At 65.8% G+C, this 12,032-nt stretch carries 14 protein-coding genes and 2 pseudogenes; 3 read left to right on the top strand and 13 right to left on the bottom strand.

All coding sequences use genetic code 11. The features are described 5' to 3' along the window. From GNX96_RS57085 to GNX96_RS33005, 4 genes and pseudogenes are all read right to left on the bottom strand, one after another. Window positions 1-317, bottom strand: a pseudogene (locus tag GNX96_RS57085) (hypothetical protein); the annotation flags it as partial. Next, window positions 314-934 (bottom strand): sigma-70 family RNA polymerase sigma factor, encoded by a 621-nt coding sequence (locus GNX96_RS33015; protein ID WP_279582128.1) that lies wholly within the window; start codon window positions 932-934, stop codon window positions 314-316. The pseudogene GNX96_RS57085 and the gene GNX96_RS33015, both read right to left, overlap by 4 nt. A gap of 237 nt (window positions 935-1,171) precedes the next feature. Next, the gene (locus tag GNX96_RS33010) at window positions 1,172-1,435 is read right to left on the bottom strand and encodes a hypothetical protein (protein WP_163571868.1); all 264 of its coding nucleotides are present in this window, start codon (window positions 1,433-1,435) and stop codon (window positions 1,172-1,174) included. After that, window positions 1,432-2,394, bottom strand: coding sequence for a cellulase family glycosylhydrolase (locus GNX96_RS33005; RefSeq protein WP_279582127.1), 963 nt, complete (start codon window positions 2,392-2,394; stop codon window positions 1,432-1,434). Before GNX96_RS33005 ends, GNX96_RS33010 begins: the two co-directional genes overlap by 4 nt. Window positions 2,395-2,839: 445 nt before the next feature. Between GNX96_RS33005 and GNX96_RS57080 the strand changes: the two genes are divergently transcribed. Further along, window positions 2,840-4,267, top strand: coding sequence for an NmrA family NAD(P)-binding protein (locus GNX96_RS57080; RefSeq protein ID WP_279582126.1), 1,428 nt, complete (start codon window positions 2,840-2,842; stop codon window positions 4,265-4,267). A 121-nt stretch (window positions 4,268-4,388) separates the two neighbouring features. Here GNX96_RS57080 and GNX96_RS32990 read toward each other — a convergent pair whose 3' ends face one another. Further along, window positions 4,389-5,465: a DUF5937 family protein gene (locus GNX96_RS32990; protein ID WP_163571865.1), complete on the bottom strand. Its 1,077-nt coding sequence runs from the start codon at window positions 5,463-5,465 to the stop codon at window positions 4,389-4,391. 66 nt (window positions 5,466-5,531) lie between these two features. On the opposite strand from GNX96_RS32990, the gene GNX96_RS57075 reads away from it, so the two are divergent. Beyond that, entirely contained in the window at window positions 5,532-5,951 is a 420-nt protein-coding gene (locus tag GNX96_RS57075; protein ID WP_279582125.1) for an MFS transporter, read from the top strand. 204 nt (window positions 5,952-6,155) lie between these two features. Further along, the gene (locus GNX96_RS57070; protein WP_279582124.1) at window positions 6,156-6,785 is read left to right on the top strand and encodes an MFS transporter; all 630 of its coding nucleotides are present in this window, start codon (window positions 6,156-6,158) and stop codon (window positions 6,783-6,785) included. A gap of 54 nt (window positions 6,786-6,839) precedes the next feature. Here the strand turns inward: GNX96_RS57070 and GNX96_RS57065 are convergent, their stop codons facing one another. The 8 genes and pseudogenes from GNX96_RS57065 to GNX96_RS32955 form a co-directional block, all read right to left on the bottom strand. Beyond that, window positions 6,840-7,058, bottom strand: coding sequence for a hypothetical protein (locus GNX96_RS57065; RefSeq protein ID WP_279582123.1), 219 nt, complete (start codon window positions 7,056-7,058; stop codon window positions 6,840-6,842). Next, window positions 7,058-7,513 (bottom strand): amidohydrolase family protein, encoded by a 456-nt coding sequence (locus tag GNX96_RS57060; RefSeq protein ID WP_279582122.1) that lies wholly within the window; start codon window positions 7,511-7,513, stop codon window positions 7,058-7,060. Before GNX96_RS57060 ends, GNX96_RS57065 begins: the two co-directional genes overlap by 1 nt. A 217-nt stretch (window positions 7,514-7,730) precedes the next feature. Next, window positions 7,731-8,357 (bottom strand): annotated as a pseudogene (locus GNX96_RS65410) (mandelate racemase/muconate lactonizing enzyme family protein); the annotation flags it as partial. A gap of 41 nt (window positions 8,358-8,398) precedes the next feature. Then, window positions 8,399-8,593 (bottom strand): hypothetical protein, encoded by a 195-nt coding sequence (locus GNX96_RS57050; protein WP_279582120.1) that lies wholly within the window; start codon window positions 8,591-8,593, stop codon window positions 8,399-8,401. Between the two features lie 48 nt (window positions 8,594-8,641). Beyond that, complete coding sequence (locus GNX96_RS32970) at window positions 8,642-9,403, bottom strand: amidohydrolase family protein (RefSeq protein ID WP_163571864.1); 762 nt, start codon at window positions 9,401-9,403, stop codon at window positions 8,642-8,644. Continuing rightward, entirely contained in the window at window positions 9,400-10,137 is a 738-nt protein-coding gene (locus tag GNX96_RS32965; RefSeq protein WP_163571863.1) for a creatininase family protein, read from the bottom strand. Before GNX96_RS32965 ends, GNX96_RS32970 begins: the two co-directional genes overlap by 4 nt. Next, window positions 10,134-11,117: a Gfo/Idh/MocA family protein gene (locus tag GNX96_RS32960; protein WP_279582119.1), complete on the bottom strand. Its 984-nt coding sequence runs from the start codon at window positions 11,115-11,117 to the stop codon at window positions 10,134-10,136. Before GNX96_RS32960 ends, GNX96_RS32965 begins: the two co-directional genes overlap by 4 nt. A gap of 77 nt (window positions 11,118-11,194) precedes the next feature. After that, the gene (locus GNX96_RS32955) at window positions 11,195-11,998 is read right to left on the bottom strand and encodes an IclR family transcriptional regulator (RefSeq protein ID WP_163571862.1); all 804 of its coding nucleotides are present in this window, start codon (window positions 11,996-11,998) and stop codon (window positions 11,195-11,197) included. Window positions 11,999-12,032 lie beyond the last annotated feature (34 nt).

The raw sequence follows: 12,032 nt of genomic DNA, 5'->3' as shown, positions 1-12,032 counted from the left end.
AGCAGTTCGGCCTCGCTCGGGCGCCGCGAACGCTGCCTTGCGAGATAGGCCAACTTCTCCGGATGGGCAATGGTCCGCACGCCAGCCACCCGACCGCCCACCAACTCCAGGACCGTGGCCGCCACGACATATTCGCCGTACGTGATCACCAGTCCCGGTTGCCCATTCAGCTCCACGGGCGTCGTTTCCAGCACCACGTCCCGCACCTCGCCCAACCGGCCCAACCAGGCGAAAAGGTAGCGGGCCACCTTCGCCGGGCCGATGATCGGGCGCCTGGCCACCGGGATCCGGCCGCCGCCGTCCGCCCAGGCGGTCACGTCCTCGGCGAGCAGCCGCTCCAGCCGGGAACGGTCGCCGCCGCCAGGAACTCCGCCACCAGCTCCCGCCATTTGTCCTGGGTGGCGTCAAACCGACGGCTCTCGCCGGCCAACCGTCCACGTGCGCGTACGAGCAACTGCTGCGAGTTGGCCTCGGAGATGTCCAGCACTTCGGCGATCTCCCGGTGCCCGTACGAAAACGCTTCCCGCAGCACGAAAACTGCCCGCTCCGCCGGGGTCAGCTGCTCCAGCAGGACGAGCATGCCGATCGAAAGCGATTCGCGCTGTTCAACGGTGACCAGCGGATCCGACGAGGACAGGTCGGTCCGGATCGGCTCTGGCAAAAACATCCCGACATACCGCTCACGACGGGCCCGCGCCGAGGTGAGCCGGGTGAGGCAGAGGTTGGTCACCACCTTCGTCAACCAGGCAACCGGTGCCGCGATCGCCTCCCGATCGGCCTTCGCCCACCGGAGATAGCTGTCCTGCACCGCATCCTCGGCCTCGCTCGCCGAACCGAGCAGCCGGTATGCGATGGCGAACAACCGGGGCCGGGCGGCCTCGAACTCGGCCACTCCCGCGCCCTCGCCAGGGCCGCCGGAAACCTCGGCTCGCATCCGGTCTCCTTCGTCGCCCGCACTCCTACCTCAGTCTGTCAGGCCTTCAGACCCGGACCGGTTCGGGTCTGCTCCGCGCCAGCTGTGCCGCCCGCAGCTTCCGACACCGCCAGACCGGGTAACCCATCGCGGTCAGGGTGCTGTCAAAGTCCGGGTCCGTAACACGAACGGTGTTACGGACCCGGATAAAAAGACCGTTCGTGATACAGCCCCGCTAAGGACGGAATGAGGGTCTGCTCATGGATTGCCGTTTCGGAAGAAGTTCAGGATGAGTGTTCCCGGGCCGGTGGTGTCGGATGTGCCTTTTCCTGGTTTGGGCGTCGGCCTGTCCTTGCTGAGTTTGGCGGTCTTGTGCGGCGTGCCTTTGTGATGTGGTGTGCAAGGCTGCGTGGAAACGCCCTGATAGGTGGTGGGGTGTTCCAGGTTTCCGCTAATGATCGTGTTGCCGCCCTGCAGTGACCAGACGATCATGCCGAGGTGTTTGGACCGCAGGTAGGTCATCTCCTGCGGTAGGAGGGGGCAGGGGCAGGGGCGTTCGTGTTGCAGTCGTTGGAGCCTGGCCAACCTTTCCATGCCTGCATCATGATGGGTACGGAGGCGGAGAGGTTTCCCCAGTCAGCCGCCCATCTGGCTGGTGTGTCGTCGAGGCCAGGGCGCAAGCCCGATTCCATGCCGTAGGCGATGTTTGCTCCGGTCAGGGCATATCGGGGGATGCCGGACAGGTCGTGGTCGGTCTGGTTGCCTTCGGCGATGATTACGTTGTCGGCGCCGGCCGCGCGGATGTCGTTGGCGACGGTCTGCATTCCCACGAAGGTGTCATGAATGGCGGGTGGTCCGGGTTCGTCAACGGTGCCGCCGTTGCGCCAGATGTTCCACAGCCAGTCTGACCCGTGGTAGGCCTTGAGGTGAGGTTCGTTGTACAGATCGAACATCACCATGGGGCTGTTCTTGTAGTGGTCGGCCATGAACTGCCAGAATCGGGCGGCGGAGGCAGTGGGCAGCGGCGGTCCTGCCGTCTTGAACGGCTCCTCCTGCAGGGTGACGATGGCGACCATGCCGAGGCTGTTCGCTTCGGCGACTTCGGCATCCAACCGGGCGAGATAGCCGGAGTCATAAGGGGCCTTGTCGAACAGGTCTTCCTGGGCGGCTTGGATCCGATCGGCGGTCGCGTGCCAGAACGTCCCCGCAGCACGTATCCGGGCCAGGTCAGGATCCGCGCCACCAGAGCTTGTCGGCGTGCATCCGGTCTCGGAAAGGTGCGCCAGACAGTAGGTGACGAATCCGTACTCAACGAACTGCTTATTGTTCGCGCCGACAATTTCGTTGCCGCGTACGCGGAATGGTCCCGTTGCTCGGTTGCTTGTCGCGTTCTCCATCGCCGATGCGGCAGAACTGGCGGCCGGCTCGCGGCCTGGGCAACCAGCCAGACCGATCGCCGCAACGAGCATTGCCGGCAACATCACCCCGTACACCAGGGGTCGCCAAACCCGAGACGAGCATTCTTTCAAGGTACGCACTGCTCCTCCAGAATGTGATTCGAAAATGTATCTTTCCTGTCGGTCGCCTTGCTGCCTCAGCCTAGGTATCTATTGTTCGGGGACTGTAATGATCGTGTACGAACGAGACCTACCGGGCCACGATTTGAGTGTCGACCCACAGATGCGTCGAGAGGTAATCACCTGGACAGGCAAGCAGAACGTGAACAATTTCCTGGATAGGCAACGAGCGTATGGCGAAGGGGACGATCGGGGGAAGCCTCTTGCACCCTTGCCAGCGTCCGGGACCGCGGAATTGACCTCATCACACGTAGCGGACGAGATGCGTCTACGGAAACTAGACGCTGACTTATGGAGTTGAGTGTCGCGGACATGGTCGAAGTCACCGATGCGAGTGATCCTGATTCACATGGCAGATACCACTAATGACCAGCGCCCAGTCCTGGTTTTATGCGGCACCGGAACTACCGGAAGCCGGGTCGCGAAAATTCTTGACGATCGTGGCGTTTCGCTGCGGATCGGCTCTCGTTCGGGTACGCCGCCCTTTGACTGGCAGGATCAGTCCACCTGGGCGCCGGCGCTGGACAATGTCAAGTCCGTGTATGTGGTCTACTACCCCGACCTGGTGTTCGCGGGCGCCGTAGAGGCGGTCCGAAGTTTCGCCGATTTGGCCGTAGCCTGTGGAGTACGTCGGCTGGTCTTGCTGTCCGGGCGCGGTGAGGAGCAGGCGGAGCGAGCCGAGCGAGAACTCCGTGCATCTGGTGCTGAGTGGACGATCGTACGGTCCAGTTTCTTCTCGCAGAACTTCAGCGAGAAGTTCTTCCTCGCCTCGATACGTGGCGGAACCTTCGCCTTCACCGCCACAGATGTCCCGGAACCGTTCGTTGACGCCGACGACATCGCTGAGGTCGTGGTGGCGGCGCTCACTGACGACAAGCACATCGGCCGGCTCTACGAAGTCACCGGCCCCCGGCTGCTCACCTTCCCCGACGCGATTGCCGCAATCGAGCGGGCCTCCGGGCAGGCGATTACCTATCAGCCCGTGTCGTTGGAGCAATTTGCCGCGGCACTAGACGGCGAAGGCGTTCCGGGTGACTACGTGGCAGCGTTGAGCGAGGTCGCCAGTGTTGTCCTTGACGGCCGCAACGCGTACGTGACCGATGGAGTGCGGCAGGCGCTCGGGCGGGGAGCCGCGAGACTTCCAGGAATTCGCGCGCGATACGGCGGCGACAGGTGTGTGGGCGAGGTGATCGACCTCATCTCCACGCATCCGCTCGCTGAGGAGATTCTTCAGGTCCATCAAGATCACGCCCTCGGCGATGAACGCGGCTGGGCGGGCTACCGCGGTCACCTCTATCGGGTATTCAACCTGGCTAGGGCGCTTGTGGTCAATGATCCCGATCGCGATGACAAGCTTGCCATCGCCGCGGCGTTCCACGACATCGACTCATTTGCCTCGCTCAACTACCTCGGCCGGTCGATCCGCACCATGGACGCTTGGCTGCTCCGCACCGGCCGCGGCGCCTGGGCGGCCGAGCTCGCGGTGGTCGTCGCCCATCACCATCGCCTTACGTCCTACCAAGGCCCATTCTCAGAACTCACCGAGGCATTCAGGCAAGCCGACCTTGCCGAGGTGTCCCAGGGCCTGATCCGCTCACAGCTTCCCCGAGAACTCGTACACGCGGTCCGCCAGAACATCGACGTCGGCAGCTATTTCACCCGCACCGTCCCGGCCGCTATCGGAAGACACGTACTACGTCACCCCATCGACCCGATCCCCATCCTGCGAGCACGCCGAGCGCTAGCGCTACGAGAGGCCGGAAAAACACCTACCTGACCTGCACGCTGGCAGCCATCCCAGCCTGCGGTCGACCGGCGCGTCTTTCCACTGGGGCATCGACAATCCGGCCGACCTGGAGATCTCGTCCCGGGCCTGCGGTTGGTCTCGGAATGGTTTCTCACCGACGATCCGGAGCTGGTTTCTCGGCCAGGCCTTCGGCCGTTCTTTTTCCTGATGCGCCAGGTCCGTGCGTTTGGCCGCGCGATGCGGATTCTGGAATACCGCTTCTAGCCAGCGCGTCGCCCAGCGGCGTACGCCGATAGAGCACCGATCGGCCAGCGCGAGCCCGGTCGAGCAGGCCGGCGCGGCGCAACACGGTGAGGTGGTCACCCACCGCACCGGTCGCGAATCCCAGACTGCGGGCCAATTGGGTGGTGCTGGCCGGCGCTTCCAGGGCCACCAGCAGGTGCGCGCGGGAGCGACCAAGGAGATCGTCCAGCGCGCCGATTTCCGCGTCTGGCGAGGCTTCCCACAAGGCGGCCGCGCCACGAGCCGGATAGATCAGTGCCCGCGGCCATGGATCGTCGGAGACCACGCCGACACCCGGCCAGATGTAAACCGATGGGATCAGCAGCAGGCCAGCGCCTTCCAGCGAAACCGTCTTTAGGCTGGACGTACGCATCATCTCGATAGCGCCATCCCGCCACCGGATGCGTTCGTGCAGCCCGTCGAGCGCGGCCGCCCACCCACGCTGGCCGAGCAGACCAGCTCGATGCACCACGTCCCGCTCACAAATCGCTCTCAACTGCGGCCAGTCCGCGGCGACCAACTCGCGCCAAGCCACCTCCAACGCGTCCGCGATCCGGCCGACCACATCCTTGCGGCGCAACACTTTCGCGGCTCGCTCGCTGGCTGGCCGGAGCGTGCCGCTGTACGCGATCTCTCGACGCGCCTGCGCGAGCGGAGTCGCTCGTACGGCCAGCAGCTCCGCCTCCACCGTCTGCGCGACGCCGGTCGGCGGTGGGGACACGAAATCCGCGCCGTACCCGGGTGCTAACAGAGCGAGCACCGCGTCGAGGTCGGTTTCGGCTCTGAGCCGGCGAAAAGTCGGCATCAACCGACCAGACCAGGCGGCCGGCAGCCGGGTCCGCTCGAAACCAGAGAGCGTTTTGAGCAGGCAGACCAATTCGAACAAGGGGGACAGCGCGAACCGGCTGCGCATCACGTCCTCGGCGCCAGCCAGCAGCCTGATCATCGCTTAACCTTACGTCAGTAGACGTATCATTCGCGTGCCGTACGACGTCTCGGCAAAGCTGACCGCATGACAGTGCTCGACCGCCCCGCCACCTATCGCGAGGTTCTCAGCAGCTCCACCTTCCGCGTCCTGTTCGGCAGTCGCTCCCTCGCGATCGCCGCCGACACGCTCCGGATCGTGGCACTTTCGGTGCTGGTGTACGGAATCACCGGCTCGCCGCTGCTCGGCGCGATCACCTTCGGCATCGGTTTCCTCCCGCAGGTGATCGGCTCCAGCCTGATCGGCTCGCTCGCGGACCGGCTGCCGCCGCGCGGCCTGATCGTCGCCGGCTACGCGGTCGAGTGCGGGTCGGCGCTGGCGCTGGCTTTGGCCGGGCTCCCGGTCTGGGCGAGCCTGCTGCTGGTCGGCGTGATCGCGTGCCTCACCCCGGTTTTCGGCTCCGCGTCCAGCCGGCGGCCGGCTCATCGCCGACGTACTGACCGGTGACACGTACGTGCTTTCCCGCTCACTGAACAGCATGATGGGCTCGGCCGCACAACTGGCCGGACTCGGCATCGGCGGCATCGCGGTCGGCGCCCTCGGGCCGCGCGCACGCACTGCTGATTTGCGCTGGCTGCCACCTGGTCGCCGGCCTGATTGTCTACATAGGACTGCCCACGTTCGGCAGCGCCGGCACCGGCTACCGGATCGGTGTTCCGGCAAAGCTGGCAGGGAAATCTCCGACTGCTGAGCGACCGGTCGATCCGCCGCCTGTTGTTCGCGCAGTGGTTGCCGGCGATGTTCGTGACCGGCGCCGAAGCACTGGTCATCCCGTACGCTGCAGAGCGCGGCTTTCCCGCCGGCACCACCGGTTTCCTGCTCGCATGCGTACCGGTCGGGATGCTCTCCGGCAACCTCGCGGTCGGCCGGCTGGCTCGGCCGTCGACCAGGGAACGACTGGTCGCGCCCCTGATCGCGTTGTGCGGCGCGCCACTGCTCGCGATGTCCCTCGGCCTGCCACTGCTCGCGGTCGGTGCCCTGTTAGCCGTCACTGGCTGCGGTTTCGCATACTCCCTCGGACTCCAGCGACGGTTCCGCGACGCCGTGGACGAGTCCATGCGCGGTCAGGCCTTCGGCCTTCTCTCCACCGGACTGATGACATTGCAGGGCACGGTCCAGGACTTTTCGGTACGGTCGCCCAGTTTCTGCAGTCCGGGATCGCGATGGCCTGCGCCGGCGCGGCGACGCTGGCGACCGCCCTTTGGAGTTGGTACGCCCTGCGCCGAATGTAACGGTACGGTTCAGTTTTGTGAACCCTACCGCTACATTTGCGGTGGCTAAAGGGAAAGCAAGCGGGTGAGGTTAGCGCCGAAGACGGCCGCGCGGGCGGTTTCGTCAATGTTCCAGTCGCGGATGCGTTTTACTTCGGCTTCGGCGACGGTGTAGGGGAGATCGGTCGAGAACCACCCGGTCGGTGCCGATCGCGGGATCGGCGGCGAAGCCGGTGAGGACGGTGTCCCAGGGCGCGTAGGACGTGTCCGCGAACAGGTTCGGCGCGTGCCGCAGCGCCGGGACCGCGTCGATCCAGAAATCGGTGGCGCCGCTGCGGCCCATCAGAAAACGCTGCTCCGGATGGCGGCGAGCCAGCGTCGCGAGCGGCAACGGCAACGCGCGGTGGGCGGGGTGCCGGTACGAACATAGACCAGCCAGTCCTGCTCAGCCGCGAACGCCAGCAACGGTTCGATCAGGCCGTCAAGCAGGTCAAACCCCTGCAGCACCGGATCGACGGCGAGCGCGACCGCGCCGGCGTCGGCCGCGACCCGCACCACCTCCACCGCATCCTCTCGCCACGGATTCGCTACCGCATAAGGCAAAAGTCGACCGCTGGACTCCCGCGCCGCCGCCGCGGTGACCGCGTTTCCGGACACATTGTCGTATGCGATCTCCCGCTCCGAAGGAGCCACCAGCGCTCGATCGATGCCGACAGAGTCCATTGTGGACAGCAGTTCGGCGACGGACAGGGCGGCTTCTCGGCTCGCGCCGATCCGTACGTGCGCGTCGATGATCACCGCTGTTCCTTCCGATCGAAAAGCGCGAGAACCTCGTCCGCGAGCCGGACGCCGAGGCCAGCCGCGTCCGGCAGGCGTATGAAAGCTCCGTCGCTGTCCAACGTTCGGCCAGAATGTCCTCGGCGTAGTAATGCGCGCCGATGATGTCGGACGGGAATTCGGTTGTCAGCTCTGGCAACGCGCAAGCCACCTGCAGCTGGGCCGCGGCTCCGACTCCCAGCTCACCGTTGGATCCCAGCAACGAGCCCAAACCGAAGGCCGCGGCCGTACGACCAAGCTGCACCGCCCGGCCTGGGCCGCCGGATTTTCCGATGTAGACACTGATTACGTCAGCGGCTTTCGCTCGGATGACCCGGACCAGGTCGTCCATGCCGAACACCGACTCGTCCGCTATCACCGGGAAGCCTTCAGAACGTAACTCCGCCATCCCCTCCAGATCGCCGGGTTGCGTTGGCTGCTCAATGAAAGCCGGACCATACGGCGCGAGCAGCCGGATCGCCCGCCGAGCCTGCGCGCGACTCCACCCGCCGTTGGCGTCCACTCCCAGAAAACCGCGCTCCCCCACCAATTTCCGGGCCAACGCCATCCGGGCCACATCATCACCCTCGACGCCCAAGCCGACCTTGACTTTGAAGGCCCGGAACCCAGCGGCCGACGCGGACTCGTAGACTTTCGTGAGGTGAGCGTCGTCGCCGGAAAGCGACAGCTTGATCGGGATTTCGGTGCGGTACGGGCCACCCAGCGCCTGCGCCAACGGCACGTCCAACAGTCGCGCGTACACGTCCCAGAGTGCGGTCCCCACCCCCGCCTTGGTGAACGGATTACCAGCCAGCAGCCTGTCCATTGTGGACTCCGTGGCGCCGACCGGTGCCAGTGGTTTGCCTATCAGCGCCGGCGCGCGAGCACCGTTTGGATGAGGTGGTCCGCGGTCGTACCGTCCTCGCCACTCCACAACGGCGTCGCACTGACCTCGCCGTAGCCAGTCAGCCCGTTGCTGGCGGTCACCCGTACGAGCAGAAAGTCGGACTGGTCGTGAGCCCCTTTCGCGCCCTGGACAACCAGATCCGGATGGGCCCGCATCCGTACGTGCGCGGTGTCGATCGATCGCGCTCACCAGCACCGGGCCTTTCATTGCCGCAGACCCAACAACCGGGCCGGATTGTCGATCAGCATCGCCTGCCGGGCCCGATCGCTGATCCGCCAGCCATCGATCTCGGCCACCCGCGCGACCGCATAATCCTGACTGGCCTTTTCGCTCAGCCCCGCGTCCGTACCGAACAGGATCCGGTCCAGCGGGCCGTTTTCCAGAATGTGGCGGGCCGCGTACGGCGGTGTGCCGCAAATGCACAAATACAGGTTCTCGGTTTCCTGTACGGCCGCAAGCGACTCTCGCCAGGTGTCATGCAGGCCGCCGTGGCCGAGCACCACCGGCAGGTTCGGATGCCGGCGGGCCAGCGCGGCGATCTGCAGGCCAGTCGAGTAGGGCGGAGTTCCGTCGTGGGACAAAAAAATCCCACCGGCCGCCTGCACCACTTCACAAATCGGGTCCAGGCTCGGCTCATGCATGCTGAAGCCCTGCAACCACGGATGCAGCTTCAGCCCGCGCGTGCCGAGCTTTCCAAAGCATCGCTCCAACTCCGCGACCGCGGTCGGCTGCCGCGGGCTGACCGTACAAAAGCCAAACATCCGATCTGGGTATTTGCCAACGAAATCAGCGACTTCGTCGTTGGCTTGCGGGGTGGGGTGGAAAAGGCCATCGTGGCTCAACACTACCGCGGCGGAGATCCCAGCGGAGTCCATGAAAGCGGCGAAGTCGTCGGCGCCGAAAGCGGCACCGGCCAGCCAGCTGGCGGTGTGCCACGCTGGCGTGTGGGTATGGAAGTCGATCACAGTTGCCTCGCACATTCGACCAGGCGGAGCGCCATCTCGGACACCAACAAATCCAGCCGCGCTTTACCATCCACGGCCGTCGCCTGAGCCGGATCGTCGGTGTAGCCGTCGATGTCGTCCCAGACCGCCGCGGAGTGGACCCCGGCGTTCGCGACTTTCGGCCCGGACGGGAGGTTTTCCCGCGGATGGCGATCTCGTACCAAATCCGGCCGTACGCCCAAAACCAAGGATGTCTCGAAAACACCGGCATGCCCGGGCGCGGTCGGCGGCTCGGGTGGCAGCACGGACCAGTAGTCCAGGTGGGCGACCGCCACCGCATAGCGCGTCGAAATCGCCGAGCCGGCCGCGTGACAAACCCCCTGGTTGCCACCGTGGCCGTTGACGATCACCAGCCGGCGACCACCACCAGCCGCTACCGACCGGCCAATGTCCACCAGCACAGACAGAAGTGTCTCGACAGACAGCGAAAGCGTGCCGCCAAAAGGCAAATGATGGTCGGATGCTCCGTACGACAGTGTTGGTGCGATCACCAGCGCGCGCTCGGCCCGCGCGCGCGCGCGCGCGACCGGCACCGCACGGTCCACGATTTCAGTCGCCAGCAACGCATCCGTACCAGTGGCGAGGTGCGGGCCATGCTGTTCAGTGGCACCTATCGGTAGGACCACCAGCGCTTCTTCCGGGAGCGCCGCTGACAACTCTCCTCGGGTGCACTCGCTCCAGCGCAGCACGCTCATGCCTCCCCCTCCGCACAGGCCCGCGCGACCTGTTCACTGGTCCGCAGCGCCGCCAACCCGTCGGCGAGGCTCGGTGACGGCCTACTTCCGTTGACCAGAGCCACAAATCTTTCCACCTGCCGGTCGAAGCACCGCTGCGTACGCTCGCCGGGAAACTCCACCACCCGGTCACCGTCCTCAGTGGACAGTCGCAGCGCGAACGTGTGACAGTCCAGGACCGCATAGCCGCGATCACCCAGAAGGCTCACCTCACACGGCGGTAGCCCGGCGGTCAGCCAACCGCATTCGACCACTGCGATGTGGCCAGTCGGATAGGTCAGTCGCGCGCCGGTCAGGTTGGGCACTTCAGCCCTGCGATCGGTCCGCATCGACCAGGCGTCGTCGATCCGCATGGGCTCGCCACCGAGCAAATATGCCAGCCAGTCGAAGAAATGTGAGCCCTCGTGCAGCACCGGCAACCCGTGCCGCAACGTGTTTCGTAGCCGTTCGGCATGCGCCGGATCGGCAGGGTCGAGCCGCTCGTCATAGATATGCGCGCGTACGACCAATCGCTCGCCCAGCACGCCGTCGGCGATCCACTCTCGCAACTGGACCATCGCCGGATCGTGCCGGTAAGTCAGCCCAACCTGCACGTGATCGCTGATATTCGGGGAAAGTTCGAGCAGCGGCGCGGCGGCCGCGACACTGGTCGCCACCGGTTTCTCGGCCAGCACGAACTTTCCCGCGGTGGCGACCCGTACGATCGCGCCGGTGGTCACCCACGGCGGCGTCGCCAGCACGACCGCGTCGATGTCGTCATCGGCCAGCACTTCGTCGATGTCCGGGTAGGCCGGCGCGAGGTCGCCAGCGAGCTTGCGACGCAACGGGTCAGGGTCGACCAGCGCGGCGACCCGTACGCCCGCCGCCCGTACGAGAGCCGGCAAATGCGCGGTCAGGCCAATGTCCCCCAGCCCCACCAACGCCACCCGTACGGCCATCATCACACTTCCAAATCCCGAAGACTCACCCGGCTATTCGAAGACTAATCGCCGCTGTCTTCTCCCACCACCCCCAACTTTCAGGCAGGTGAGTGACCGAGGTGGCGGGACAGCTCGGCGGCCTGGGCGCGGACAGCCTCGACGACGGCCGTGAGCCGGTCGCCGGTCACCTCGCGAGAGAAGCCGGTGACGCCGACCGAGCCGGCGACCAGGCCTTCCGCGTCGAAGAAGGGCGCGGCGACGCAGGCGATCTCGGCCGTCTCCTCCTCGTCCTCGACCGCGAAGCCCTGCGCTCGTACGACTTCCAGCTCGGTCCGCAGCGCCTTCGCGGTGGGCGGCGGCGCTTTCGGGCCGGTGCCGACGGCGAGCTGAGTAAGCAACGGGACGAGGTCCACATCCGGCAGATACGCCGCGATCGCGCGGCCGAGCGCGGTCAGATTGAAGGGCGCGACCTTGCCGGGATACGTGTCGAACTGAATGAAACCGGGCGGCGCGGCCTTCGCCACGTACACGACAGTGCGGCCGTTAAGGACCCCGACGTGCGCCGGCATGCCGAGCGTGTCGGCGAGCGCGCGCAGATGCGGCTGGGCGAGATCGGACAGGTCGATCTTGCGTACGAGCTGCGTCGCGAGTCCATAAAGACGCAGCGTGGGGCGCCAGAAGTGGCTGCGACCGACAATCCGGCGGCTCGCGTACCCACGCTCCTCCAGCGTGTAGACGATCGCCGCGCAGGTGGCCAGCGGGATCCGGGTCTGCTTGGCCAGCGAGGTCAAGGTGAGCGGCTCACTGGCGCTGACCAGGGTTTCCAGCACGGTCAGCGCGCGATCCACGGCCGGCGACGGAGGCCGCCGGTCTCGTCCGCCGGAAGCCTGCTCATCTGCCATCTCGCACCGACCTGTCTCTCGCCCTCGTGCCGCC

Origin of the sequence: Fodinicola feengrottensis (assembly GCF_010993775.1) — a bacterium.
Taxonomy (GTDB): domain Bacteria; phylum Actinomycetota; class Actinomycetes; order Mycobacteriales; family HKI-0501; genus Fodinicola; species Fodinicola feengrottensis.
This window is presented reverse-complemented; position numbering and strand designations above follow the sequence as displayed.